Source organism: Rheinheimera sp. NSM (genome assembly GCF_052380015.1).
In the GTDB taxonomy this organism is placed as follows: Bacteria; Pseudomonadota; Gammaproteobacteria; order Enterobacterales; family Alteromonadaceae; genus Alishewanella.
In genome coordinates, this window is record NZ_JBQTCI010000002.1 from 717,062 (window position 1) to 742,385 (window position 25,324).

General features: G+C 49.4%; 24 protein-coding genes, 1 tRNA gene and 1 pseudogene. 7 read left to right on the forward strand and 19 right to left on the reverse strand.

All coding sequences use genetic code 11. The annotated features are described in order from the left end of the window. Positions 1 to 4: 4 nt before the first annotated feature. From lolA to lrp, 3 genes are all read right to left on the reverse strand, one after another. A complete protein-coding gene (gene lolA / locus ACTZWV_RS09075; RefSeq protein ID WP_444786227.1) occupies positions 5 to 616 on the reverse strand; it encodes an outer membrane lipoprotein chaperone LolA in 612 nt (203 codons plus the stop codon). Beyond that, a complete protein-coding gene (locus tag ACTZWV_RS09080) occupies positions 617 to 3,076 on the reverse strand; it encodes a DNA translocase FtsK 4TM domain-containing protein (protein WP_444786228.1) in 2,460 nt (819 codons plus the stop codon). A 117-nt stretch (positions 3,077 to 3,193) separates the two neighbouring features. Next, on the reverse strand, positions 3,194 to 3,682 hold the full coding sequence (lrp, locus tag ACTZWV_RS09085; RefSeq protein WP_173501274.1) for a leucine-responsive transcriptional regulator Lrp: 489 nt from the start codon (positions 3,680 to 3,682) through the stop codon (positions 3,194 to 3,196). A gap of 148 nt (positions 3,683 to 3,830) precedes the next feature. Here lrp and ald point away from each other — a divergent pair, with 148 nt between their 5' ends. After that, a complete protein-coding gene (gene ald / locus ACTZWV_RS09090; RefSeq protein WP_444786229.1) occupies positions 3,831 to 4,949 on the forward strand; it encodes an alanine dehydrogenase in 1,119 nt (372 codons plus the stop codon). Between the two features lie 310 nt (positions 4,950 to 5,259). Beyond that, a complete protein-coding gene (cspE, locus tag ACTZWV_RS09095) occupies positions 5,260 to 5,469 on the forward strand; it encodes a transcription antiterminator/RNA stability regulator CspE (protein WP_027670166.1) in 210 nt (69 codons plus the stop codon). 104 nt (positions 5,470 to 5,573) lie between these two features. Here the strand turns inward: cspE and ACTZWV_RS09100 are convergent, their stop codons facing one another. The 5 genes from ACTZWV_RS09100 to ACTZWV_RS09120 all read right to left on the reverse strand — a co-directional run bounded on the left by ACTZWV_RS09100 (position 5,574) and on the right by ACTZWV_RS09120 (position 9,853). After that, positions 5,574 to 5,819 carry a DUF2960 domain-containing protein gene (locus tag ACTZWV_RS09100; RefSeq protein ID WP_335737768.1) on the reverse strand — a complete coding sequence of 82 codons (246 nt, stop codon included), beginning with the start codon at positions 5,817 to 5,819 and terminating at the stop codon, positions 5,574 to 5,576. Next, the gene (locus ACTZWV_RS09105; RefSeq protein WP_444786230.1) at positions 5,803 to 6,678 is read right to left on the reverse strand and encodes an EamA family transporter; all 876 of its coding nucleotides are present in this window, start codon (positions 6,676 to 6,678) and stop codon (positions 5,803 to 5,805) included. Before ACTZWV_RS09105 ends, ACTZWV_RS09100 begins: the two co-directional genes overlap by 17 nt. Continuing rightward, complete coding sequence (locus ACTZWV_RS09110) at positions 6,675 to 7,796, reverse strand: 1-acyl-sn-glycerol-3-phosphate acyltransferase (protein ID WP_444786231.1); 1,122 nt, start codon at positions 7,794 to 7,796, stop codon at positions 6,675 to 6,677. Before ACTZWV_RS09110 ends, ACTZWV_RS09105 begins: the two co-directional genes overlap by 4 nt. Positions 7,797 to 7,871: 75 nt before the next feature. Then, complete coding sequence (locus tag ACTZWV_RS09115) at positions 7,872 to 8,744, reverse strand: EamA family transporter (protein WP_444786232.1); 873 nt, start codon at positions 8,742 to 8,744, stop codon at positions 7,872 to 7,874. A gap of 137 nt (positions 8,745 to 8,881) precedes the next feature. Then, positions 8,882 to 9,853, reverse strand: coding sequence for a DUF4382 domain-containing protein (locus ACTZWV_RS09120; protein WP_444786233.1), 972 nt, complete (start codon positions 9,851 to 9,853; stop codon positions 8,882 to 8,884). A gap of 156 nt (positions 9,854 to 10,009) precedes the next feature. Here ACTZWV_RS09120 and ACTZWV_RS09125 point away from each other — a divergent pair. Beyond that, positions 10,010 to 10,086, forward strand: a tRNA-Pro gene (locus ACTZWV_RS09125). 92 nt (positions 10,087 to 10,178) lie between these two features. Here the strand turns inward: ACTZWV_RS09125 and ACTZWV_RS09130 are convergent. From ACTZWV_RS09130 to ACTZWV_RS09145, 4 genes and pseudogenes are all read right to left on the reverse strand, one after another. Then, a complete protein-coding gene (locus tag ACTZWV_RS09130; protein WP_444786234.1) occupies positions 10,179 to 10,445 on the reverse strand; it encodes an ImmA/IrrE family metallo-endopeptidase in 267 nt (88 codons plus the stop codon). 1,497 nt (positions 10,446 to 11,942) lie between these two features. Continuing rightward, a pseudogene (locus ACTZWV_RS09135) lies at positions 11,943 to 12,235 on the reverse strand (DDE-type integrase/transposase/recombinase); the annotation flags it as partial. 28 nt (positions 12,236 to 12,263) lie between these two features. Beyond that, positions 12,264 to 12,818, reverse strand: coding sequence for a hypothetical protein (locus tag ACTZWV_RS09140; RefSeq protein WP_444786235.1), 555 nt, complete (start codon positions 12,816 to 12,818; stop codon positions 12,264 to 12,266). A 280-nt stretch (positions 12,819 to 13,098) separates the two neighbouring features. Further along, positions 13,099 to 13,470, reverse strand: a complete 372-nt coding sequence (locus ACTZWV_RS09145; RefSeq protein ID WP_444786236.1) for a hypothetical protein — start codon at positions 13,468 to 13,470, stop codon at positions 13,099 to 13,101. A 272-nt stretch (positions 13,471 to 13,742) separates the two neighbouring features. Between ACTZWV_RS09145 and ACTZWV_RS09150 the strand changes: the two genes are divergently transcribed. Beyond that, positions 13,743 to 14,864, forward strand: a complete 1,122-nt coding sequence (locus tag ACTZWV_RS09150; RefSeq protein ID WP_444786237.1) for a hypothetical protein — start codon at positions 13,743 to 13,745, stop codon at positions 14,862 to 14,864. 63 nt (positions 14,865 to 14,927) lie between these two features. Here the strand turns inward: ACTZWV_RS09150 and ACTZWV_RS09155 are convergent, their stop codons facing one another. Beyond that, entirely contained in the window at positions 14,928 to 16,631 is a 1,704-nt protein-coding gene (locus ACTZWV_RS09155) for a methyl-accepting chemotaxis protein (RefSeq protein ID WP_444786238.1), read from the reverse strand. A 165-nt stretch (positions 16,632 to 16,796) separates the two neighbouring features. On the opposite strand from ACTZWV_RS09155, the gene ggt reads away from it, so the two are divergent. Further along, positions 16,797 to 18,470, forward strand: coding sequence for a gamma-glutamyltransferase (ggt, locus tag ACTZWV_RS09160; protein WP_444786239.1), 1,674 nt, complete (start codon positions 16,797 to 16,799; stop codon positions 18,468 to 18,470). Between the two features lie 85 nt (positions 18,471 to 18,555). After that, a complete protein-coding gene (locus tag ACTZWV_RS09165; protein WP_444786240.1) occupies positions 18,556 to 19,554 on the forward strand; it encodes an extracellular catalytic domain type 2 short-chain-length polyhydroxyalkanoate depolymerase in 999 nt (332 codons plus the stop codon). A gap of 1 nt (position 19,555) precedes the next feature. Here the strand turns inward: ACTZWV_RS09165 and ACTZWV_RS09170 are convergent, their stop codons facing one another. The 3 genes from ACTZWV_RS09170 to ACTZWV_RS09180 form a co-directional block, all read right to left on the reverse strand. Next, positions 19,556 to 20,311 carry a MipA/OmpV family protein gene (locus ACTZWV_RS09170; RefSeq protein WP_444786241.1) on the reverse strand — a complete coding sequence of 252 codons (756 nt, stop codon included), beginning with the start codon at positions 20,309 to 20,311 and terminating at the stop codon, positions 19,556 to 19,558. A 133-nt stretch (positions 20,312 to 20,444) separates the two neighbouring features. Continuing rightward, entirely contained in the window at positions 20,445 to 21,014 is a 570-nt protein-coding gene (locus tag ACTZWV_RS09175) for a hypothetical protein (RefSeq protein ID WP_444786242.1), read from the reverse strand. A gap of 67 nt (positions 21,015 to 21,081) precedes the next feature. Next, on the reverse strand, positions 21,082 to 22,362 hold the full coding sequence (locus tag ACTZWV_RS09180; protein ID WP_444786243.1) for an MgtC/SapB family protein: 1,281 nt from the start codon (positions 22,360 to 22,362) through the stop codon (positions 21,082 to 21,084). Positions 22,363 to 22,514: 152 nt separating this feature from the next. On the opposite strand from ACTZWV_RS09180, the gene ACTZWV_RS09185 reads away from it, so the two are divergent. After that, the gene (locus tag ACTZWV_RS09185) at positions 22,515 to 23,063 is read left to right on the forward strand and encodes a YaeQ family protein (protein ID WP_444786244.1); all 549 of its coding nucleotides are present in this window, start codon (positions 22,515 to 22,517) and stop codon (positions 23,061 to 23,063) included. A gap of 17 nt (positions 23,064 to 23,080) precedes the next feature. Here the strand turns inward: ACTZWV_RS09185 and ACTZWV_RS09190 are convergent, their stop codons facing one another. The 3 genes from ACTZWV_RS09190 to dcd form a co-directional block, all read right to left on the reverse strand. After that, entirely contained in the window at positions 23,081 to 23,656 is a 576-nt protein-coding gene (locus ACTZWV_RS09190) for a glutathione S-transferase family protein (protein WP_444786245.1), read from the reverse strand. Between the two features lie 2 nt (positions 23,657 to 23,658). Then, a complete protein-coding gene (locus tag ACTZWV_RS09195) occupies positions 23,659 to 24,555 on the reverse strand; it encodes a DMT family transporter (protein WP_444786246.1) in 897 nt (298 codons plus the stop codon). Positions 24,556 to 24,732: 177 nt separating this feature from the next. Next, positions 24,733 to 25,323 (reverse strand): dCTP deaminase, encoded by a 591-nt coding sequence (gene dcd / locus ACTZWV_RS09200; RefSeq protein ID WP_444786247.1) that lies wholly within the window; start codon positions 25,321 to 25,323, stop codon positions 24,733 to 24,735. Position 25,324: the final 1 nt, after the last annotated feature.

Here is a 25,324-nt window from a genome sequence, read left to right on the forward strand (position 1 = left end):
CCGGTTATCGCTGCCGTTGGTCGTCAATATCGGTATCAGCCGGTGGCTCAAAGCGAAACAGCTTGTCGTCCAGCTCAATATTGAGCTGTACCAGGGTAAAGTTAAATACACTGGTTTGCCGGTTCATGTCCAATACCTGCATGGTTGATAAGGCCGCGCCGGAGAAACTTAAGGTTAGCTGTACTACCGGGCTGTCTGCGGCTTTAGAGCGGATAATAAACACCTCGCCCTGCTGCGTAACCTCATATTGCGCCCACAGTTCAGCTTTGGTTGAGGTAAGTAACACAAAAGGCGTGCGGTTAACTTCGTTGGCAGCATCATAAATAGTTAACTGCTCCAGCGGCTCGTTATAAAACCACAGGCTGCTGCCATCACCGATAAACAGGTTAGGTTCCGGCTCTGTGGTTTCAAAACGAAATAATGCCGGTTGCTTCAGCATCAGCTCGCCTTTGCCCTGTTGCAGCAACTGCTGTTGCTCATCAAACACCTGTTGCTCAAAGCCGGCGGAGAAACTTTTAATTGCCGCCAGTTTACGCTGCAGCGTTTGCTCAGCACTTTGTGCCAGGGATGCGGCAGAAAAACAACACAATACAACAGCTAACATACTACGCAGCATTTAATATCCTTTAGGTGGCGGTGGCGCCATCACTTCACGGTTACCGTTGTGGCCCGGGCCACTGACAATACCACTGTGCTCCATTTGTTCTACCAAACGGGCAGCGCGGTTATAGCCGATACGAAACTTACGCTGTACGCCGGATACTGATGCGCGGCGCGATTCCGTAACAAAAGCTACGGCCTGGTCATACAACGGATCAGACTCACCGTCTTCACCTTCCAGCGTTTCACCCGGTAGCAAGTTCTCTTCGGTGGTTTCGCCACTGAGTATTTCAGCAATATAGTTCGGCCGGCCGCGCTTTTTCCAGTCAGCTACCACGGCATGTACTTCATGGTCATCTACAAAGGCACCGTGCACCCGGTTTGGTACACCGGAGCCCGGCGGCAGATACAACATATCGCCCTGACCTAATAAGCTCTCGGCGCCTTGTTGATCCAAAATGGTACGGGAGTCAATTTTTGACGACACCTGAAACGCAATCCGCGTCGGAATATTGGCTTTAATTAACCCGGTAATAACATCGACCGATGGCCGCTGTGTGGCTAAAATCAGGTGAATACCGGCAGCACGGGCTTTTTGCGCAATACGGGCAATCAGCTCTTCTACCTTTTTACCGACGATCATCATCATGTCGGCAAATTCATCTATGACTACGACAATAGACGGCAGCTTTTCCAACAGCGGTGGCTCGGTACGCATATCGTCAGACGGCCGCCATAGCGGATCTTTTAACGGTGTCCCCCCGGCAATGGCTTCTTTTACCTTGACGTTGTAGCCTTTCAGATTACGTACGCCCAATGCCGACATCAACTTATAGCGCCGCTCCATTTCGCCGACACACCAGCGCAGGCCGTTGGCAGCGTCTTTCATGTCGGTAACAACTTCGGTCAGCAGGTGCGGAATGCCTTCATAAATGGATAATTCCAGCATTTTCGGGTCGATCATTAAAAAGCGCACATCATCCGGCGTCGATTTATACAATAAGCTGCAAATCATCACGTTAACGCCGACCGATTTACCGGAGCCGGTGGTACCGGCTACTAACAAGTGCGGCATTTTCGCCAAATCTGCCACTACCGACTTACCGGCAATATCTTTGCCCAGCACCATCGTCAGCGGCGATTTAGAGCCTTCAAATATCTCATCGCCAATAACTTCAGATAAGCGCACAATTTCGCGGTGTTGATTCGGCAGCTCTAAACCAATAAAAGATTTACCCGGAATAACCTCTACCACCCGTACGCTGATCGCTGACAGCGAGCGGGCCAAATCTTTGGCTAAGCCGGTAATTTTACTCACTTTAACACCGGGAGCTAAATCCAGCTCGAAGCGCGTAACCACCGGCCCTGGGTGTACGCCAACCACTTTAGCTTCTACGTTAAAATCCAGCAGCTTAGTTTCTACCAGGCGCGATACCCGCTCTAAATCTGCCGGGTCTATAGGATTAACGGCTTTATCCGGCCGGTCAAGCAAGGCCAGCGATGGCAGCTCTTCCAATAAGTGTGACACCTCTTCGCTGTCATCTTCCTCATCGGCTAGCTCGTGCAAAATGGTTTCTATTTCCGGCTCTGGCGGTAAGTCTAACTGCTGCAGAGTTTCACCCCAGCGCGCTTCAGATTCAGACTCATCAATGGCACTGAAAGATAATTGCTCGTCTGCCAGCGTATCCACGCTGTAAAACGCTTTGGCTTCGGTTTTGGCATTTAACGGTGTAATCGGCAAACTGTCGGCCACAGGCTTGCTGAGCTGCGGCGTCTTACGTGATTTTTCCAGTACCGCCGCCGGCTCGTCGTCAAACTCATCTTGCTCCGGTGCTAGCGCGAAGGGGTCGTAATCATCTTGACTGCGCTCACGTAAGCGCTGTGGAATTGACATCACAAATTGCGCCCCGGCATAGCAGGCTGCGCCCAAAGCATCGGCCACAGTTAGCCAGGAAATACCGGTCATCAGAGTTAAACCGGTGGCAAAACCACACAGCAGCAATAAAATAGTGCCGATAAAGTTAAAATACGGTACTAAAGCGCCGCTTACCACGTCGCCAATTACGCCACCGGAAGAAAAATAGTAAATATCATTGAAATTCAGGCTACTGATGGCAGTGGCGGTTAACAGTGTTAACACCAAACCAATAATGCGCAAGCCAAGGATCAGATAATCCAGGCTCATCAAATCATGAAAGCGTTTAAACAGCAGATAGCCGGCCAGTCCCAGCAGAAGCGGCATTAAATAGGCAATCCAACCAAAACTGAATAACAACAGATCGGCCAACCAGGCGCCTATGGGGCCGGCATAGTTATGCACGCTGCTTTGGTAACCGGTTTGTGACCAGCTTGGATCCGCCGGGTCGAAAGATAACAGTGCCAGCAACAGGAATAAGGCAAAGCCGGAAAATATAATTAAGCCGACTTCAAGCAAACGCTGTACACCGTTTAGCGGAAAATAAACTCTGTTCTGCAAATGACAGGCCCTACCTTTTATCATCGTTTTTATATAAGCGCACGGGGCGTAGTACTACCCGCTAAGATACCAGAGACACTGTAAAAGTGCATCCGTGAAGCGCAACTGAACCGCGATTTAACTGCTGATGGCAACAAAGGTGGTTTGTTTCACCTCTTCCATCACTACATAGGTGCGGCTTTCGCGCACACTGGGTAATCTGAGCAGGGTTTCGCCCAACAGTTCCCGATAGGCTGCCATATTAGCCACCCGGGTTTTCAGTAAAAAATCGAAACTGCCGGATACCAGATGGCATTCCTGAATTTCTTCCAGCTTTTGTACGGCTTTGCTAAATTCGTCAAAATCTTCCGGTGAGGTTTTACTCAGCGTAATTTCAACAAACACCAATAAGGCTGCGCCCACCTTTTGCGGGTCAACCTGGGCGGTGTAACCCAAAATCACACCTTCAGCTTCCAGCTTACGCACCCGCTCCAGGCAAGGTGTCGGGCTAAGCCCTACCCTGCGCGCCAGCTCTACATTGGCTAAGCGACCATCGCGCTGTAATTCCAGCAGTATTTTACGATCTATTCTGTCTAACTTCTTGATACTTTTACTTAAAGAGTACATAGCAGCTAAAAAATTCGCTTTTTAAATTTAAACAGAATTTTGCACTACCCTAAGGCTATAAAACAAGCATTAATTCTATAAAGTTAGCAGTATACTGCGCACATATTTTACCTCAGCCAACAATTACCTCAGAAAAGGGCATAAAACGATGATCATTGGCGTACCAAAAGAGATAAAGAACCACGAATACCGTGTAGGTATGACCCCTGCCAGCGTACGTGAGCTGGTAAATCATAAACACAGTGTACTGATAGAAACCAACGCAGGTATGGGTATCGGTTTTACCGACGACGATTACAGCGCTGCAGGCGCAACCGTATTGGCGACCGCAGCAGATGTTTTCGCTAAAGCGGAAATGATCGTTAAAGTAAAAGAGCCGCAAGCCGTTGAGCGCGCTATGCTGCGCGAAGGCCAAATTCTGTTTACCTACCTGCACCTGGCACCGGACTTACCGCAAACAGCCGATCTGATCAAATCCAAAGCCATTTGTATCGCTTATGAAACCGTAACCGACAACCGCGGCGGTTTACCGCTGCTGGCGCCTATGTCTGAAGTGGCCGGCCGGATGTCAATTCAGGCCGGTGCCCGTGCGCTGGAAAAATCCTGTGGCGGCCGCGGCATGTTATTAGGCGGTGTGCCTGGCGTAGCGCCAGCTAAAGTTGTGGTAATTGGTGGCGGTATGGTAGGCACCAACGCCGCGCAAATGGCGCTGGGTTTAGGTGCGGATGTTACTGTGCTGGATCGCAGCGTAGATGTGCTGCGCCGTATCAATGCCCAGTTTAACGGTGCCGTTAAAGCTATTTACTCTACTGCCGATGCGTTAGAGCAGGAAGTACTGGCCGCCGATCTGGTTATTGGTGGTGTATTAGTACCAGGCGCTGCTGCGCCTAAACTGGTGACTAAAGAGCATATCAAGCGGATGAAGCCGGGTTCAGCTATCGTTGACGTGGCCATTGACCAGGGCGGTTGTGTTGAAACCTCTAAAGCAACTACCCACGCCGAGCCAACCTATATTGTTGACGATGTAGTGCACTACTGTGTGGCGAACATGCCGGGCGCCGTGCCGCGCACTTCTACCTTCGCGCTGAACAATGCCACCCTGCCGTTTATTTTGCGTTTAGCTAATAAAGGCTATAAGCAGGCTCTGCTGGATGATGTGCATTTAATGAACGGTCTGAATGTGATGAACGGCCAGGTAACCAACCAAAGCGTTGCCGAAGCACTGGGTTTTGCTTTTGTTGAACCCAAAGTAGCATTAAATGCTTAATGTTCAATAAATAAACAACAGTGTTTAAAGGCCGCTTTTGCGGCCTTTTTTATTTTTTACGCTTTTTTATTGCCTGACAACGGTTTATTTGCAATTTGCTATATACATTCCGCTCAGACCTGTTATAGTTCTTTCCGGCCTGTAAAGCAGACCTATGTAACAAAATGTTTATGAAAACTTCGCTACACAGCTTCATTGTAAGTCATGTCCTGAAGATTCACGCACGTTTGGCCGCATAAGTAAGGTAACAGTCAGGCTAAAAGCGCAATTAAGCGTCAATTAGTTCTATTAAAATTTTTAGGAGTCATTCATGGCTAAAGTAACTGGTGTAGTTAAGTGGTTCAACGCTGATAAAGGTTTCGGTTTCATTACTCAGGATAACGGCGGCGCTGACGCATTCGTTCACTTCCGTGCTATCCAAACTGAAGGTTACAAAACCTTAAACGAAGGCCAACGCGTAGCTTTCGAAATCGAACAAGGCCAAAAAGGCCCACAAGCTGCTAACGTTACAGTTCTGTAATTTAAGCACTTGCTAAAAAAAGGACACTGCGGTGTCCTTTTTTATTGCCTGCGATTTGCTGCCGGTAAAACTAAGCGCCCCGGCAAAGACGCTGAATAACCAGCCTACTGCTCTTCTCTGACAAAAGCGATATCGGCAAACCCCATGCGGGCAAATTCCTGCTGCCGGTAATTCTTAACTGCAGCGCCACGTTTAGCTGTCATCGCCACCTGTTGCTCCATCGCCAGAAAGCGGGTTAAATCGATGCCTTCTGCTGCCGCTACCGCTTCGTACATATCATGATACTTGTCGTAACTGAAGTTAATCACTTTACGTTGCTTGTTGAAGGTATAACTAATTTGTCTGGCCATTTGCCACTCCGGGTTTAACTGAGTTGCGCACGGGCTTACACAACATACAGGATAAGATTAACAGTGCTGAGCCGATAGTTAAGCTCAGCAGATTTTCGTCGCGGTTCCACAGTACTATATTGACCACTAAACCGGCCGGGATCAGCATATTGTTCATTACTGCCAGCATACCACTGCTGACCAGGGTGGCGCCTTTGTTCCAGCAATAATAACCGCCACCGGATGCCACCAGTCCCAACCACAGCAGCACCGCCCAATGAGTAGCGGTTTGCGGGTATTGCGCACTGCCCAGCAGATACCAAGCCGGTAACGCCACCAAAACAGCGCCCAGGTAAAACCAGCCAAACAGCTGATGTTGCGCCAACTTTACCGGCTGCTGTTCAAGCAACACTTTATAACCTACCTGCCCCAGCGCAAAGCACAGGTTAGCGCCCTGCACTACAGCAAAACCTAACCAGTAATCCTGTGTCAGGCCCTGATAACGCATAATGGCCGCAGCCACTACAGCTAATAACGCGGCCAGTAAAAAGCGATAACGGAAGCGACGCTGTAACGCATCGTACAGCAGGGTAATGTACACCGGCGTAAAGATAGTAAAGATCAGTACTTCCGGCACTGTTAGCAGCAAAAAAGACTGATAATAAAACAGATACATCAGCCCCAATTGTACTGCGCCCAATGCCAGCAGCTTTAATGTCAACGCTGCCGATACCCGGCGCATAAAAGGCAAAAACAGCACAAAGGCCAACAGCACGCGTAACAGCACTGCAAAATAGGCATCAACCTGGCCGGCCAGATAAACACCAATCAGGCTAAACGAAAACGCCCACAGCAGCGTTACCGCGATTAAATAGCTCAAATATTAGTTTCCACTGCTTGCTGCTTTACTAACGGCGCGGCATATAGCCGGCTTAACATTGGCTGTGCTGCCACCGGAACTGCCTGAAGACGCTGTTGCCACTGCTCGGCCACAGATTCATCAATAGCCGCATGTTGTTGCCCCGCGGCCAGATAATTCACCGGAAATAAACGGTACTGCTGCCAAATTTGCTGATCAATTAACGCCGCCAGTTGCTCCGGCTCTGCCGGCACTGTAGTAAGCGGTTTGCCGAACGCTACATGCACACGGCCTTTAAAACCCACTATACCTTTAATAATACTGTCGATATCTTCAAACTCGCCTTTTTGGTAACTGCCGGCGGTTTGTTTTTGCCATAACTCGTTAATTTTATCGATGTCACACGGGTCATACTCATAAGATAAGCACACCGGCACTATATTTAACCCGGCCATATAGCTGGCAAAATCTTCACCGCGTTTTTTGCCTTCCATATAGAACATTTTTAAAATAGCCGGATCGGTTTCATCATTGCCGTCTTTGGCCCGGCCTTCTTTTTGCGCAATCCACACCGACTGCTGCTGTTCCAGCGAATGTTTGATATAAGACGACAACTGGGAAAAATTCTTCAACATTTCACGCGGGCCTTTGGCACCGCGTTTAACAATAAAGCTTTTATTCAGCTTCATCAGCTCAGTGGCGCAGGCTTTGCGCAACAAATTATCGCCAATGGCAATACGCACGGTATCAAAGCCGTGATGGTGCAAACACCAGTTTACCAATGCAGGGTCCATGGCAATATCGCGATGATTAGACACAAACAGATAAGCCTTGCCCGGCGTAAGCTGCTCCAGTCCCGACACTGTTACCTTATTAGTGGTACTGTCTATCATCCGATCCATAAAAGCGGCGACTTGCTTTTGCACCGCTAATACATTGGTCAGCTTGGCCCAGCGCCGCTTTAAGGCAAATTTCACCAGCGGCGATAATAACCAGCCGAACGGGCCGGATAAATGCGGAAAACGATAGTGCAAAATCGCTTTAATAAGCTCATCATCAGCAATCAGCCTGGCAATAGCCGGAGCTACTTCTTTATCGTTATAAGGCCGGATGTCGGCGTATATATCTTGATCTGACACAAAAATCACTACGGTTGGCTCTTAAGAGGGCACCATTTTACTGAGTTAGTGAAAATTCACCAGTCTCATTGCTAATTAAGCCCACATTACCGCTATCGCCGCCAACACTATCAGCGCCAGGCCCCAATGATCGGCTTTTTGCAGTTTCTCTTTAAAGACAAAGGCCGAGATCAGCAACATAAACAGCACTTCCACCTGGCCCAGGGTTTTTACCAACGCCACCGACTCCAGACTCATAGCAGTAAACCAGCCTACCGAACCAACACAACTGCAAACACTAACCAATAAGGTTAGTTTAGGCCGACGCCATAACGCCGTTAACGTCGGCTGGTCTTTCAGGCCTAACCACAACAGTAATATGGTCGTTTGCAGCAAGATCACCAGCAACAGTACCCAGGCTGCACCATGTGGAAACGGTAAGCCCAGCACCAAACTGGCCTGGCGTACCCACAAGGATGTTAACGCAAAGGCTAAGCCGCTGCCCAAGCCCAGCAACAGCACCGGCAGCGATAGCTGGCGTAAACTGGCGCCACTGAGTAAAAACACCGCACAGCCACCCAGCGCAACACCTATCCAGCCCAATGCGGTTAATGACTCACTGAAAAACACCACCCCAAGCACAGCCGCCAGCACCGCCTCACTTTTGGCCAGCCCGGCGCCTATCGCATAGTTACGCAGCTGAAACAGCTTTACCATCAGCGCAGTGGCCAGAATTTGCGCCAGCGCCGCCGCCACAATAAAGCCGGCAAAGCCGGTGCTGAACGATGGCATAGCAACAGGTTGCCACTGATACAAAATCCACAAATACAGCGCCGCCAACGGCGACGCCCAAATAAACCGCGCCAGCGTAACGCCGGCCACACCAACATCTTTGCTTAATTGCTTTTGAAACGCATTGCGCCAGGCCTGCATAAAGGCCGCCAGCAAGGTAAAAGGGATCCACAGCACAGCAATACACCTGAAGGACGTAAAGATGGCTATGTTAGCAAGGGGTAAGAAATTAAGATAGCTGGCCGCCGTAATAGCGGCCATTTAACAAACTGATAGCGACAGCGTCTGCTGCGCTGTCGCGGTTTTGCTGCTGCTTACTCTGTAAAATCCAACGTTACAGCAGTAGCACTTGCAGCTATGGTTACATTCTGTGCCTGCAGAAACTCTATGGCATCAGCCTGCTCCGGGTCGTCTGCCACATCACAGCTCAGAGCTGCAGTGTACATATCAGCCTCAATAAAACCGATACTGTAGTTATACTCACTCACGCCATCAAAATAGACGTTAGTGCTGGCATAAGGCTGGTAAGTGTTGTTACCGCCGTTATCAGATAACTCAGCTAACGGCCGGTCAGCCCCCTGATATAAATACACGGTGGCAACCGGTAACGATGCATCTGCCGGCGCTACTGTGCAGCTGTTAGTGATCAACAGCCCTTCGTCAACCTGACCTTCAAGGTGCCCCACTTCACTGTTATCGACTAAACGCAGGCCGGTCGGTTTTAGCAGGTAACCATCCTGGCCAGGTGGATTAACCATCGCTTTACGCAGGTCAAACTCCAGGGTGTAATTAAAGGTGCCACCGGCGGATAAGGTAACGCCACCCAGCTTCAATTCATTGGACGGCACTCGCAATGGTTCACGCATGCCATCTTCCAGCTCAACGTAGCTGCCTTCGGCAATTTCCAGGCGCAACTGGCCGTAGTTACCTGCGGCAAACTCAGCACCTGTTATCAGAGCTTCTGATTTGGCACCGTCAAGTAGCAGTAAATCAATGCCGCGGGTATTGGGCAGCAGATTACCCTGGCCATCACGGCAGTTATCATTTGCCTCTGCTGCAACATCGTCATCACCAATAGTAAAGCTTTGGCTGCCAACACCATTACCGGTCAGTTCAATTTCGCTAAAGCAAACCATCACAGCTTTAGCGCCGTTAACCGGCGCATCACTTACACCCAGGCTAAAACTCGCCATTTGTGGCTCCAACTCGCCGGAGGAGCCTCCGCCACAAGCGGCCAACAGCGAAATGGACACCAAGGCTGCCGTCGTCGTTATTGCTGTTTTCATGATCTTATCCTCTGTAAATACAAACACAGGTATAGCAACAACGCCTGAACATGCCCTTAATCACAGCCTAGGGTATTGTTTAACTGGCGAAAATTGCGACAGTCAACCATTACAGCATTGCTTTCTGGCGGGGAATCATTATGATACGCCCTACGTCGGTACGTAGCGCAGCTTGGTAGCGCACTTCGCTGGGGGTGAAGGGGTCGGAGGTTCGAATCCTCTCGTACCGACCATTAAATTCCTCAAAACAAAGCCCCGCTTTTGCGGGGCTTTGTTGTTTCTGTATGTTGCATTTAAGGCGTATTCATCAGCCTTACACCCAAGCTTAGTATTCCGGTATCAAGTCCAACTCTTCCAGCCGAATGGCCATTGCTTCTCTGGAAACCTTAAACTGCTCCGCAAGCGAAAATACTGCTTCACCATTAATACTGTCTAAACCTGCCAATGCCCTTGCTAACCCGCGTTTGGTTGATAACTCTTTCTCTACCCGCTTATCTTTACTGCGGTTTAAAAGATGTTGTAAATTGTCACGCTGCAATAATTCCGGTGGGAAACGTTCGTTGAACCTGCGGCTCACCAATTTAGCGGGCATTAAAAAGTATACCGCGAACTTCTCAGCCTCAAGCTCGATATGATCCTTGGGGCCGGTGCCACTGCCATCCAGTGGTTTGTCACGATGTAAACCAGACTACTGATGCATAATGGCATGCGCAACTCGAAACGTTATACGCCTATGCCATGTGGTGTGACTTCGAGTTCTACATGGTGGTCATTAAGACATTCGCACAGATGGTTGAAGGTAAGCACGAAGAAGCTGGCACTTAGTCTTCATCAGCCACCACGACAGTTGCAATTACTAAGTAAGTTAGACCTTACTCTTGAGTTTTATATACTCTGCCCTCACCATCTAGAATAACCGTCCCTACTTGCGGTTTAACAGTTGGTTTCGGTAATCCCCATATCTGAGAGTAATGATATGGCGATACCTGAATCTAAAAGTGTTAAAAAGAAGAGTAAATTAAACAGAGCTGAAGCGAGGCGTAAACGAAAGGAAAATAAACGGCATGACAGAAAAGTTGAGCCACTAGGTTTCCTTAAATTGTGCAAGATAGCATTTCTGTTGTTCAGAAGCATAGAAGTTATAAGTCGCATAATTGATTTCGTCTTAGGTATTACTTCAATTTTCTAAATGCATGGCAGGCAAATGGAAAATCTGTTTGTAAGGAGGTTTTAGCGATTAACTAATTGCAGGACATGAAAAACTGAATATCCACTATTAATCAAAAATAGAGGAAAAAAGATGCGAAGACGTAAACTACAAATTCGATATTTCGATTAACCAACGTTAACTAGGGGAGTGCCATTCCCCTGAGTGAAGCCAAATCCATCGGAGTAGCGGTGTGTTTGGACTAAAGTAGGACAAAGTCTATAGAATATGAACGAACTTCAAGTAGCTACAGAGAGTAATAAGCACCTCAGAACGCTGGATCTTGATAAGATTCATCGCGTTATAACTTGGGCTGCGGAAGGTCTCAGTAATGTTGCTATTAGTAATGTCGATATCGACAGCTACTGGTTCGCATTCTACAGGGGCTTGCGTAAGCAGCATAAATATCTCAAAAACAAATGTGCCGTCTATCAACCATCCTTAATCAATGAGATCAACTCTCTACTGTTTGATGCGTTAACGATACCTGATAAGAAACGCCGTTTATTGCTATATGTGCTATTACCACAGATATTTTCTGGCTCCCCTATAATGCGCCTTATGCCTCGCAATCGTGAGCGACGTCATCTGCATTCTATAGACATCAGAGAACTACTCCGAGTCACGATTAAGTATTCAAGAGCTCCCCCAAAAAAAAGCTTGAGTATGATTATAAGAGAAGTATTAGTGTCTTTTGACCTCTCCAAGCATTCCATGCACCGACCCCTTGCTTATCCCTAACTGCTTTGCAATAGTGCCCATAGAGGAGTGATCTGTACCAGCAACAGTGGGCACTTCACTAAACACTGTTCTTCCTGACGAATCCCCACGAATGGCGTAGATAAAACAAATAGTTAGGGGCGAAGGGAACATTCATGGCCGTTCTCGATCCATTATTGGCTCGCCCTGAAGCGCTTCGACCTTTAATGAATGGAAGAAGCTTTCTGCTACCGCGTATCCCAACAGTTGCCTTTGCGGCTCATGCTTTGCACCAATTGGTGCTTTTTAATCAAGTCACGGTAATCATGCGAACAATATTGGCTGTCGCGATCACTATGAACGATCACCTTTTTGGGGAAGCCGCGACGGAACAAAGCCATGTTCAGTGCGCTGCATACCAGATCTGCTGTCATACGGTTGCTCATCGACCAGCCAATCACTGCTCGCGAGTACAGAGAGCATTAAAATGGCAAAAACAGAAAATCATTTCACCCAATAACATATTTTACTTATAAATGTTTCAGCACCATAAAAATAAACACCTCCTATACGATCTCCTTCCATCTGTATTGTCTCATTTTGGTTTTGATTACTACTCGAGTAATAAACACCAAGTTTACCTCCTTCATAATTGTACGGTTGAATTCCATACCCTCCAGTATAATGAAACCCGGTAACATCAACCTTGTAAATATTCTGTTTTTTATCTGAAATTAAGAAAGCTACTCTCATTGGCTTATATATATCGCTCTGCACATACGAAGGTGGAACATTCATATCATTTTTGCCATCTGGCTGGTCATTACGAGGGAATTTTGGATGAGTTTCGCCAAAATCGTCTATAGATATAGGATATATTTCCCCCCTATTCTGTGGAGCAGTAATATAAAACGAACCGTAACTTAATATGGGTTCTTTATCCACTTTTTCAAGCGTAGCGATATCTAAACAAACAGGTTTCGCCTGCTTGTAACTACTACAAGAAAGTAAAGCGACAATAAAAACTGTAAATATCAATAACCTAATAAAATTAATCATAATTATCTCCAATACTTCGTGTATTGTTAAAAATTTCCAACTCAGCACCAAGTTAATAGTTGTAAAATTAACGGAAATGTCAAATTAAAAACCAAATTTACCGCAACAATTCGACTTTAGCATTGAGAATGCGCTATTTTTCGGTATTGCTCTAAATAGAATTCTTTATGTAAAATACCTATTAACCTGCCCTTAAGGCCGTTACCGATGATTCACGGCTCGATAATGTATTCAGGCCTTATGTAGTGCACGAGCTTAAAACTGACAGTAACCCGGTGGCTCAGGGCTTAATACATGAAACACAGTTAACCACTAGGCTTATCAGCTCAACCTTTTCAGACGTGCGTGATTGATTTTCATAGTTTGCATAGAGTTTAAAACCACTCAGCGATTTTTTCATCTCACTGGCCATCTGCCGTAACTGCTGGCTGGACACAGACAGCTCGGTTGACTTAACCGTGGTGCCCTCTACCGCGTTGGCAATATTCTCCATATTCTCGTTTATGGTGCCCGACACCACTGCTAACTCTTCAGTGGCGCTGGCCAACTGATCGCTAACATCAGTAACGGCGGCATTAATGCGTTTTAGTGCCTCGTTAGCTTGCTGCGAGCAAACAATAGTTTGTTCTGTTTCGGTTTTGCTTTGTGCCATAGATTGCACAGCGTTGGCGGAGTCTAGCCGGAGCCCCCTGAATACGTTTGTTGATCTCCTAGACTGCCTTTGTTTGTCGAATTCAAGCAAGTGCACTTCAAATGAAGTTAATTTGTAAATATTGAGTTATGAAAAGAGTTTGTGTATCTTGCAAAAATTACATAGGTACAGAGAAGTTAGAAATGAGCTGGATACACAGGTTTTAATTACACCGGTCTGGATAAAAGCTGGCGCAGGAGCGCAGCTGATAACTTACTCACCAATAAAGAGCAATGAAGCCTGATGCGTTTTGTTTTTATACTATTATTTTTTTACCCGTGATCAGCTTGGCTGCCGATTATAAAACTGATTCGGCAGCAGAGTTGCACGCGCAATATCAACTGCTGTTGGAGTTAAAAGCTGAAGCGGCGATAACTGAAGCTGTGTTTAAGGAGAAATCTGAGAATATTAAGCAGCAGGCTTACAGCAGATACCAGATATCACTCGAAGATATGCCAGTGGCATCTGCGACAGAGCAACGAATAGACAGCTTTACGTCAGCTTTATACGGTATTTCAGCGTTGCTATTACTGGCATTGATTGCCAAAATAATGTCGTATTTCCCTGCCGGATTGAATGAAACCCTGATATATGTTGCATCCATAGTCACGTTGCTGGTCTTTCACCAGCAATACGTTGTATTGGTAGCCGGATTATCGTTGGCTGCTGTGTTGGCTTATTCCATAAATAGCCGCATGGAGGACTCAGGTAAAGCACGCCGGTGGACAGGTTGGCTGTTAATGCTTGTACTGGGCATTCTGGCATGGTGCTTTGACAATAGTATTTTCGGTATTTGTAGTGTTGCCGCCTTTGTTTACAGCTTAGGTTTTGTCATGTTAGTTACGCCGGGAATGATTGCAGTTGGTGTTGACGAAGCTCGTATAGCTGTTGTACTGCGTTTAGCCTTTGCCTGTTTGTTGTTAACGCTGCTGGCATGGCTGATCTTTTATACCACCTGGCTGGCTGCCTTAATGCCTCTTAGACAAACCCTACACGCTTTTGAGCCGGGCATGCTAACTGTATTGCCGTTGGCGTACTTTACAGCACTTGGCTACCTGAGTTTCTTCCTGCTGAAAAGCCGGTTCTGGCTGCGATTTATTGCAGAGCTGGTTGCGCTTATCAGTGGGTTGGCTGTTATTATCATCGCCCTGCTATATCAGCTTGGTATCATGTTCTGGGTAGGCGCGGTGTTTATGCTGTGGAATCTTATGGATAAGTTTCATCAGCTCGTTTACAAACGAGTCAGCTTTACCGCTGCATGCACTTTATTTGCCGTGATATTCGGCGGCAGCGCGGCGATAATTAAGTCAAATATGGCTGTAATTATGCCGCACCTCGCATTTCTGAATCTTTAGTGTTGGTAAAATAAAGCCCCGCTTTTGCGGGGCTTTGTTGTTTCTGCACTTGCCTGTATTGGTTTAGAGTTTAAAACCACTCAGTGATTTTTTCATCTCACTGGCCATTTGCCGCAATTGCTGGCTGGCCACTGACAGTTCAGTCGACTTAACCGTGGTGCTCTCTACCGCGTTGGCAATATTCTCCATATTCTCGTTAATAGTGCCGGACACCACTGCTAACTCTTCGGTGGCGCTGGCCAATTGATCGTTAACATCAGTAATGCTGGAGACGGCGGCATTAATGCGTTTTAGTGCCTCGTTAGCTTGCTGCGAGCAAACAATAGTTTGTTCTGTCTCGGTTTTGCTTTGTGCCATAGATTGCACGGCGTTGGCGGAGTCTTGCTGGATCCCCTGAATACGTTTGTTGATATCCTGGGTAGATGCCTGCGAGCGGCTGGCCAGGGTGCGTACTTCATCGGCTACTACAGCAAAGCCGCGGCCCATTTCGCCGGCGCGCGCCGCTTCTATCGCAGCATTAAGCGCCAGCAGGTTGGTTTGTTCGGCTATGGCGCCGATAACGTCGGTTACCGCCCCTACTTCTTCACCGCGTTTAGACAGCTGAGCAATAACGTCCGACACCTGTTCCAACTTCAGTTTCAGCGCGTCAATGGCGGTAATGGTTTGCTGTACCGAGGTTACGCCATTTTGTGCTTCGGTATCGGCGTCACGGGCGGCTTTGGCCGCGGTGGTAGCACTGCGCGCCATATCCTCGCATGTGGCGGTCATTTCGTTGACGGCAGTGGCTACCTGGGCGGTTTGATCCATGACACTTTGTAAAATATGCTGAGTTTGCTGGCTGGTTTCATCCAGCGCCTCAGATTGCCCCGCCAGTTGCTCTGCCATCGCCGATTGTTGGCCGATAATGCTGCGCAGCTGGCTGATAAGGCCGCTAAGTGCTGCCAGTAAGCTGTCGTTATCGCCCGGTTTTAGCGCAAAGTTTACCGAGAAATCACCGCCGGCTACCTGCTGCACCAAGGCTTTGGTTGTGGCGACTTCACCGCCCAGTGCCTGCAATAACCAGCGGCGGATAAATAACGACACGCCCACCGTCAGGGCGATAATAATTACCACCACCAGCCCGACTTGCATGGCTACCGCCCAAAAAGCGGCTTTAACATCGTCAATATAAATACCGGAACCTAATACCCAGCCCCATTTATCGTCTTTGGCTACATAGGATAACTTGGTATAACGCTCCTCGGTTACACCACCGCCTTTTAACGGCTTGGGCCACTGGTACTCGACAAAGCCGTTGCCGTAGCGGCCTATGACGTCTACAAAGCTGACAAACAAATTGGCGTTGTCCAGCGTTTGCTGTTGGCTGCCGTCGCGGTTACGCATTAAAGTAGCATGATTAAAGTTTGGCCTATCCAGCACAGTACCGTCCAACGTGGGCACGGTGGGGTGCATAATCATTTTCGGAATGGGCCGGCCGGTGTCGTTAATCCAGATATATTCCGTGCCGTCGTAGCGGATCGCTTTAATCGCCGCCATTGCCTGTTGCTGCGCTTGCCCGGTGCTTAAGGCACCGCTTTGTTCCAACGCCTGATAATGTTTTACGATACTCAGGCCGCTGTCGATAACGGCCACTACGCGATTTTCCCTGCCCTCAACCAAACTATGATTAAGTGCCTTCAGCGCCACGGCGCCCAGCACTATAAAACCAAGCAATGCCAATAAAGGAATGCTTAGTAAACGCCCGCCTACCGTGTGCCAAAAGCCCATATTGTCTCCTTACGGCCATGCCATACATATCAGTTTCAACTGATATTTCATCTGTTTAGCCGTTATTATTGTTTATTGAGCATAGCAAGCTTGTTAAAACTTGCACAACTTGTATTTGCGACGCGGCCGGGGTAGAAATGAACTTTGCCCAAACCGGAGCTAACTATGCTATTTCGTCTTACCTGCAGCTTGCTTGCCTTACTGTTAACCTGCAGCAGCCTCGCCACAACAACGGAACAGAGCGTTGGCAGCGGCGCTATAGCGTCGCCGGATCAATATGGTGCAGCGGTAGCAGAACAAATATTACGCGGCGGCGGTAATGCGGTAGATGCCGCTGTGGCTACCGCCTTTACGCTGGCAGTTACCTACCCGGAGGCCGGTAATATTGGCGGCGGCGGCTTTATGACGCTGTGGTTTGATGGCAAAGCTTACTTTTTGGATTATCGTGAAACCGCGCCTGCGGCCGCCCACCGCGATATGTATCTGGATAACGAAAAACAGGTCATTGAGAATTTAAGCCTAATTGGCCATCAGGCCAGCGGCGTGCCGGGCACCGTAATGGGCCTGTGGCAAGCGCATCAGCGCTTTGGTCGCCTGCCCTGGGCCGAGCTGGTAAAACCGGCAGTGCACTATGCGCAAAGCGGTTTTACCGTAGCAGCCAACCAATACCAGTACCGGGCGGATTTACTCAGCCAGTTGGAAGGTAAAACTAACTTTGCCGATTACTTTGGCGCTATGCAAGCCGGCAAGAATTTTCGCCAACCGGAGCTGGCGGCCACACTTAACCGTATTGCCGAACACGGCCCGGCCGATTTCTATCAGGGCGAAACCGCTAAACTGTTGGTGGCACAAATGCAGCGCGGTGGCGGCCTGATCAGCATGAACGATTTAGCCGCATACAAAGCCGGCTGGCGTGAACCCGTGACAACGCCCTGGCACGATTACCAGCTGGTTACCACTGCTCCGCCCAGCTCCGGCGGCATTGCCCTGAGCCAATTGCTGGCGCTGAAGCAACGCCGTGCGGCAGATTTTTCCGGCGTTACACTAAACAGTACGCAGTATGTGCATTTAATAGCGGAAATTGAAAAACGCGTATTTGCCGATCGCGCCGATTACCTCGGCGATCCGGATTTCACCACTGTGCCGCAGCAGCAACTGCTGGACAGTGCTTATTTAGATAAACGTGCCGCCGAAATTAACGCCAAAGCCATTTCCGCTACCAAGGCAGTCAAACCAGGGCTGGAAGGCTACCACACCACGCATTTTTCCGTGTTGGACAAAGACGGTAACGCGGTATCAAACACCTACACACTGAATCTGGATTATGGCAGCGGTGTGGTAGTAGAAGGCGCCGGTTTCTTATTAAATAACGAGATGGATGACTTTTCCGCTAAAGCCGGCGTGCCTAACGCCTTTGGTGTAGTGGGCAGTGATGCCAATGCGATTGCACCGAGTAAACGTATGTTGTCATCAATGACGCCCAGCTTGCTGGTTAAAGATGGCAACATAGAGCTGGTGATCGGCACGCCCGGTGGCTCAACTATTTTCACTTCCATTTTCCAGGTGATGACAAATTTATATGATTTTGCCATGCCACTGGAACAGGCTGTTGCCGCGCCACGCTTTCATCATCAGCTGTTGCCAGAAAATCAAATTACCATGGAACCCTATGCCCCGCTATCAGCAGAAGTGCAGGCCGAACTTAGCGCCAAAGGTTATAACCTGGTGACGCAAGGTTGGAGCCTTGGCGATATTCAGGCGATACAAGTCACTAACGGCACAGTAACGGCAGTAGCCGATCCGCGCTCGCGTGGCGTGGCAAAAGTGATCCGGTATTAACACCCGGGCTGTACTAAAGCCTTATTGCTGCAACCTGGCCTGTGTGCAACATTTAACGGCATAAATTGCCTGCTGTGGAGTAGTTATGTCTGCCATCAAACTGTTAAACCTTGCGGTGTTATCTGCGCTCGCTCTGCCGCTGGGGGCTACAGAGCCCGCACTGCCGCAACTGGCGCTGGCAGATAACATTACCCTGTCCGGCTTATCCAGCGGCGCTTATTTTGCAGGCCAGTACCATCTGGCTTTTGCTGAGCAGGTTGAAGGTGTCGCTATGCTGGCCGGTGGCCCGGTATATTGTGCGCAAAACAGTTTAGGCCTGGCGCTGGAGCACTGCTTTAATAAAGCGGCCAGTCAACCCGACCTGAGCAGCATCAACCAATATCTGCAGGCGCAACGTGCCGCAGCTAAGCTGGCGCCACTGTCGGCAGTTGCCGGGGATAAAGTATGGATTTTTCATGGCAGCAAAGATGCCACTGTACACCCGAAACTGGCGTTAGCGCTGCACAGCCAGTATCAACAATGGCTTAAGCCGGAAAATTTAGTGCTGATAAATAACAGAGCTTTTGGCCATACTTTCCCGACCGGCGGGTCCTACACAACAAGCTGTGAGCTGTCAGAACCGCCTTTTCTCGCCGCTTGTGATTATGATGCCGCAGGCGAGCTGCTGACGCATCTGCTGGGCAAGTTGCAGCCGGCCGGCACAGACGCCGCCGGCAGCTTGCTGCAGATTAACCAGCATCAGTTATCGGCGGCTGCAAAAGCTACCCTGGCTGAAACCGGCTACCTGTATGTACCGCAAAGCTGTGCCGACGGCCAGCCCTGCCGGCTGCATGTCAGCTTTCATGGCTGTAAGCAAAATGCGCAAACTGTTGGTGAGGCCTATGTCAGCGGTAGCGGATTGAATAACTATGCCGATACTAACCAGCTGGTGATATTGTATCCGCAAACCCGCGCCAGCAGTATCAGCCCGTTTAACCCCAACGCCTGCTGGGATTGGTGGGGTTACACCGGGGCGGATTATGCCACCAAAGATGGCCTGCAACTGCAGGCCGTACACCAGTTAGTGCAGGCCTTACGCCGCTAACTCAGAAAAATGTCGACCAGGATAAAAACGCTGACAGCCCGGTATCACGGTCGGTCAGCGGGCTGTTACTGATACTGCTGCCATACCAGTGGTGCTCTATGCCAAACCTCGTCATACCACCGAAAAACAGCGGCGTACTCAGGGATAAACCGGCGTTATAGTTAACCGTACCGCCGGCTTTGTAAGCCGCGCGCTCAGCGCTGGCTTCGTTTTCCCGCACACCATAATAGTAATTCACCAGCTTGCCGTCGGAGTAACTGATGCCAAATTTAGGCTCTGCTACCACAGCCGCAAGACGATAGCTGTACCCTACCGCCAGTTTTGATTCCCGGCCGTTGGAGTGACCTAACAGATCAAATACGGTGTCGGCTTCGAGCAGCCAGTCTTGCTGGCGCAATTGCACGCCAATACCGCCATCGAGAGAATCTTTGCGTTTAGCCATACCGCTGAACACACTACTGTCTGATTGATCAAACCCGGCAAAACGCGGCGCCAGTTTGGCGCTGAAACTGATATTGCCCAGCTCCAGCAACTTGTAACTGATAAAAGGGCCGTAGACGGATAATTTTTCGCCGCGATACCCCAGTATCGGCAAGGGTATAGTGCGGTTACTGTAACCGCGGTAAATTTCCTGATTTACCCCAATACCCACACCGTATAAAAAACCCTGCGGGGCAGCTTGCTGCGCTGATACCGTGCCACTGCATACCGCAGCCGCACAGAACACAGCGGCGGAAAAATAACGACAAACGCTCATCTGATAACCTTATTTTGCTGATTTTATGGCGATAAACTTATGTGGACAGCCACCGGTACATAACAGCATCTTATGCTGACAGTTTAATGACTGTACCTAAATGTACCACGATCAGCCGGTATTGTCAGAAGTGCTATCTACCCCCTGTGTTTAACATGCCCGGCGGTAATATCTGCTCTACACCACCCAGCCGTTTGGCTATTTGCATAATGCGGTCATGGTGTTTAGCCAGTGCGGTTTTATCATCCGCCGTTAAACAGCCGCTTAGCGTTTGATAATACTGCTGGCCCTGCTGAATGGTTTTCTCAGTTTTTTGCCGCTGTGCGGCCGGTAAAAACATTAATGCCTGACGCGATACATCCAGCATAGGTTGTACACTGTGCAGCACCGGCCAGCTAACTTTGGCGCTAAGCTCAACAAATTGCTGCGGGGTAAAACCGTGCTGTTTTACCAATTGCTCTATTTGCGCCTGATAGTTGCTGTCTTTTTCCTGTGCACTCAGCTCGCGGTAATGCCGTGGCCAGTCGCAATGTTGCTGCAAATTAAATTGCTTGTTCTGCGGCCTTTGCTCTAACTGCTGCAGCTTGGGTAACATGGCTTCAAACTGGTCCAGATTTGCATCGGTCAGCACAGTGGCTGCCATTGCCGGCGCGGTCGACACCATTAGTAAGACAGACAACGCAACATTAATTTGCTTTAGCATAGTAGCTCCGGAATTGACATTATTGCACCATCTGAGCAGGCCCGGGCTTAATCCAGCCTGAAGCAGACTAGGTAAACAGCAATACCGCCGCGCCCAGCGCCAGGATCACCAGAGTAGCCGCAAGCAGTTTATGCGCCAGCGCCTTACCACCCAGGGCGTACACCAAAGCACACTTTACCAGGGTGTTACTCAGCGCGGCCACAGTAATAGCGCCGGCCGCCAATGATACGCCGCCGCTGGAGCCGCGGGCGTATTCCGCCATAGACAAGGTTATCGCATCCACATCAGACATCCCTGCCACTGCCGCTAACAGATACAAACCTTCGGCTGCCGCATACTGTTCGGTAAATTTTACCAGCAATAAAATAACGGCAAATAAGGCGCCAAATTTAATAGCGGCAACCAGGCTAAACGGGTTAGTTACTTTTACTGCACTTTGCTGTGGTGCCTGATAACGTGCGCTGCCAAGGCGGTAATAAATGGCAGCCATTACTGCCGTCGCGCCGGCCATTACGCTAAACGGCAACCATAAGTGCGCCAGTAAAGGCTGATACACAATGCTGATGGTGATCAGCACGCGGATAAACATTACCAGCCAGGCCAGTAATACTCCGCACGCCTGGCTATCGGCGGCCAGTGGATCGCCCTCCATTTTGCTGCTGCGGGCAAAGCTTAAAGTAACAGCGGTTGAAGACGCCAGGCCGCCGCTGATGCCGGTGACTACAGTGCCATGGGCTGCTCCGAGCCAGCGCACCGCGACATAGCCCAGCAACGACATTGAGGAGATTAATATCACCAACAACCACAGTTTATAGGGGTTAAGTGCCTGCCAGGGATCTATAGCTTCGTTTGGCAACAACGGCAATACAATAAAACTGGCGATAAGCAATTTAAGCCCGGCGTATAAATCATCGGTGCCAATTTTACTTACCAGGCCATGCAGCGGTTGTTTAAAGGTTAAAATAGCCGAGGTTAAAATACCCAGCATCACCGCCAGCTCGGCATAACCAAACATGGTGGCCCCACCAAGCAAACATACCGTAATAGCGCTTATTTCGCTGGTTAAGCCCAGCGCCGTCGGGTTATGCCGGTTTTCCAGCATATACGCGGTTAATACCGCCAACGCTACCACCAGCACCGTTATGATAAACAACCACGGCGATTGCAGATGCAAGGATAACCAGGCCGATACGGCGCCGGCCTGAGCAAACAGAATATAGGTGCGCAGGCCGCCAAAACTGTTCGGATGCTCGTCGCGGCGATGCTTTTCGCGCTCAATACCCACCAGGGCACCCAATAACAGCGCAATTAGAAAGTTTTGCACCATCTCAAAATCAAATTCAGACATTTGCGCGCTAACTCAGTTAGTTACCTTTGTTTTACCACAGCATAGCGCAGTTTGTCCGGCGATGGCAGCCGCCGCTGCGGCAAACAGTTAAATTGAGTACCAGCCTGCTTCGCGCTACACTCGCCGCCTTTGTACCGTTAGTGAGTTGGGTTATGGCACTTAAAGCCACCGTATTTAAAGTACAGTTACAAATTGCCGATATGGACCGGCACTATTACCAGGATCACAGCCTGACGCTGGCACAACACCCGTCAGAAAATGATGAACGCATGATGGTACGCTTATTGGCCTTTGCTATGAATGCCAGCGACAGCCTGGCTTTTACCAAAGGCTTAAGTGCCGAAGATGACGAGCCGGAGCTGTGGGATAAAACCCTTAGCGGCGAGATTAACCTCTGGGTGGAGTTTGGCCAAAGCGATGAAAAATGGCTGCGCAAAGCCGCCGGCCGTGCCAAACAAGTACAATTGTTTTGCTATGGTGGCCGCAGCGTGCCGGTATGGTGGAAGAATAATCAGCAGGCGCTGCAGCGTTACCAAAACCTCAGCGTGCTGGAAATTGATGAGGCAGCGGTAGCGCAGATGGCCAAACTGGTAAGCCGCAATATGAACCTGCAATGCAATATCAGCGAAGGCCAGATTTGGCTGTCCGACGCTGAGCAAAGTGTGTTAATTGAACCTGTGCTGCTAAAAGCAGCACAGTAATACCAGTCTGCGCCTGTTTACCCCAGGCGTGGATCGCTGTCTTTAATCATCGGTTGCGCTTTGTTTTGCGCAACAAATGCCAGTAGCGCCGGATAATCATCAAATTCCAGCAGTTCACGGAACAAGGTCCAGTCCACCAGGCTGTACAGCGCCATGGCGACATAGTCCCAGTTGGCAAACTCGCCATTGGCCGCCTGTTGCTCCAGTACAAATAACGAGGTGGCTACCCGCTCGCGCTGCAAGTTAAAAAACAGTTTGTCGTCATTGGTGTCAAAACCGCTACGGCTGCATTGCAACAGCATAACTAAAGAATCACTTACGGCATTAATAACCGTCAACTGGTTTTCCTGATACCAGCTTAGCGGCGCTAAACCTAACTTGGGCGCCAGGTAACGGTATATTACGCCGGAGTCGAAAATAACCCGGCCGTTATCGTCCAACATCGGAATACGCAGTGCCGGGTTAATTGCTGCCAGTGTTTGCCGCCCTTCACCGGCAAAAATATTCAGGTTAATAAATTCATGCGCAGTAGTGGCCAGCAATAAACGAATGCGCCGTACATAGGGTGAGGTTTGTGAACCGTACAGTTTCATATTTACTCCTTAACAGGCGCTGATGCAGCGCGTAATGAATTCAGGCTAAAACCGGTAACCAGCATGGTGCCGGCAATAACAATTGTTGCACCGGCCAGGGTATGCCAGCCAATAGTTTCATTTAAAAACAGGTGGCCCCACAACACACCAAACACCGGAATTAGAAAAGTAACTGTCAGCGTCGGCGTAGCGCCCAAATCCTGCACCAGACGAAAATACAACATATAAGCTACACCGGTGCATACCACGCCCAACGCCACTACCGCCAGTAAACTTTGTGTTGCCGGCTGCGCTACCGGCAACGGTATAAACCACAGCAGCGGTAACAACCATAACGTAGCGCCCCACATATTGCCATGGGCATTAATAAAGGCCGGCACCGGTTTGGCAAGCCTGGTATACCAGGTGGCAATACCGTAACAACAAGCTGCCGCGGCAGCCGCCGCAATGGCGGGCAATGCGGCGCTATCGGCCAGCACCGCATCAAAACCCACTAATACGGCAACACCGCTAATACCGAGCAGTAAACCCAGCGCCACCTTCAGCGACATTGGCTGGCGAAAGAACAACCAGCCAATTAATGCGCCCCATAGCGGCGCCGTGGCATTAAGCACGGCCAATAAGGATGCAGTCAGGGTTTGCGCGGCCCAGGCAAATAATAGAAACGGTAAGGCGGTGTTAAAGAAGCTCAGTAGCATAAAATGCCCGGCATATTGCCGGATCGGCAAACGGCGCTTAAACGCCAGTGCCACTAACGCCAAAAACAACGAGGCCAGCAGTACGCGGCCGAACATCAACCAGGCGGGGCCCAGCTGTGGTACCGCAAGGCGCATAAACAGGAACGATGCGCCCCAGATAGCAGCCAGACTAAGTAAGCGGATAATGCTGCCAGCCGTCACGGCACTCCTCCTTGCATTAAAATCGACACCGAACAGTACAAAGCAGCAAATATTTAACAGACTGATATTGCCAAGCTATGCAGCTTTATTGCATAATCATCCCGCTTCATTTTTGCTTTATAGCTTTTGGCCCACGCTCTGCGTGGGCTTTTTACTTTTACGCCGCTATAAAAGGTCTCAGCCTTTATCGTCATGGCCAATGCGGCTGGCGACAGCACCGGTTTGTTGCTGATATTTCGCATCCAGGCGTTTGTTGTAGGGCCGCTCAGCCGGGCCTGTCATCAGTTCAAAATTCAGTGCGCCAATTTTCATCTGTGGCCGAAGCGCCAATGGCAACTTGCCGCTGTTATAAAACTCCAGCACGATATTACCGGACCAACCCGGATCAATCCGGTGCGCGGTAACATGCACCATCAGCCCCAACCGCGCTAACGACGAGCGGCCGTCCAGCCAGCCAACAATATCATCCGGCAGGGTGACCGATTCCAGCGTCATCGCCAGGGCCAGCTCACCCGGGTGCAAAATAAACTTATCGCCATCAGCGATATAAATTTCATCGCTCATCACGCTATTCAGTGCTTTATCCACTTCACCGCGCGGGCCACTTAAATCAATATAAGCAGCCGTATGGGCGACAAATACGCGAAATTTATTGCCCAAGCGAATATCAACACTAACGCCGCTTATCATGTCGGCGTCCGGTAACGGGGTAATGCTAATTTTACCTTCAGCTAAATAGCGTTCTATATCGCGGTCACACAGTCTCATC

Bases quoted from the DNA above. Each gene is read 5' to 3' on its own strand.
- lolA (WP_444786227.1), bottom strand. From the start codon at position 616: ATGCTGCGTAGTATGTTAGCTGTTGTATTGTGTTGTTTTTCTGCCGCA.
- lrp (WP_173501274.1), bottom strand. From the start codon at position 3,682: ATGTACTCTTTAAGTAAAAGTATCAAGAAGTTAGACAGAATAGATCGT.
- ACTZWV_RS09120 (WP_444786233.1), bottom strand. From the start codon at position 9,853: ATGAAAACAGCAATAACGACGACGGCAGCCTTGGTGTCCATTTCGCTG.
- ggt (WP_444786239.1), top strand. From the start codon at position 16,797: ATGCTATTTCGTCTTACCTGCAGCTTGCTTGCCTTACTGTTAACCTGC.
- ACTZWV_RS09175 (WP_444786242.1), bottom strand. From the start codon at position 21,014: ATGCTAAAGCAAATTAATGTTGCGTTGTCTGTCTTACTAATGGTGTCG.
- ACTZWV_RS09100 (WP_335737768.1), bottom strand. From the start codon at position 5,819: ATGGCCAGACAAATTAGTTATACCTTCAACAAGCAACGTAAAGTGATT.
- dcd (WP_444786247.1), bottom strand. From the start codon at position 25,323: ATGAGACTGTGTGACCGCGATATAGAACGCTATTTAGCTGAAGGTAAA.
- cspE (WP_027670166.1), top strand. From the start codon at position 5,260: ATGGCTAAAGTAACTGGTGTAGTTAAGTGGTTCAACGCTGATAAAGGT.
- ACTZWV_RS09165 (WP_444786240.1), top strand. From the start codon at position 18,556: ATGTCTGCCATCAAACTGTTAAACCTTGCGGTGTTATCTGCGCTCGCT.
- ACTZWV_RS09130 (WP_444786234.1), bottom strand. From the start codon at position 10,445: ATGCCCGCTAAATTGGTGAGCCGCAGGTTCAACGAACGTTTCCCACCG.
- ACTZWV_RS09140 (WP_444786235.1), bottom strand. From the start codon at position 12,818: ATGATTAATTTTATTAGGTTATTGATATTTACAGTTTTTATTGTCGCT.
- ald (WP_444786229.1), top strand. From the start codon at position 3,831: ATGATCATTGGCGTACCAAAAGAGATAAAGAACCACGAATACCGTGTA.
- ACTZWV_RS09150 (WP_444786237.1), top strand. From the start codon at position 13,743: ATGAAGCCTGATGCGTTTTGTTTTTATACTATTATTTTTTTACCCGTG.
- ACTZWV_RS09190 (WP_444786245.1), bottom strand. From the start codon at position 23,656: ATGAAACTGTACGGTTCACAAACCTCACCCTATGTACGGCGCATTCGT.
- ACTZWV_RS09185 (WP_444786244.1), top strand. From the start codon at position 22,515: ATGGCACTTAAAGCCACCGTATTTAAAGTACAGTTACAAATTGCCGAT.
- ACTZWV_RS09170 (WP_444786241.1), bottom strand. From the start codon at position 20,311: ATGAGCGTTTGTCGTTATTTTTCCGCCGCTGTGTTCTGTGCGGCTGCG.
- ACTZWV_RS09180 (WP_444786243.1), bottom strand. From the start codon at position 22,362: ATGTCTGAATTTGATTTTGAGATGGTGCAAAACTTTCTAATTGCGCTG.
- ACTZWV_RS09155 (WP_444786238.1), bottom strand. From the start codon at position 16,631: ATGGGCTTTTGGCACACGGTAGGCGGGCGTTTACTAAGCATTCCTTTA.
- ACTZWV_RS09145 (WP_444786236.1), bottom strand. From the start codon at position 13,470: ATGGCACAAAGCAAAACCGAAACAGAACAAACTATTGTTTGCTCGCAG.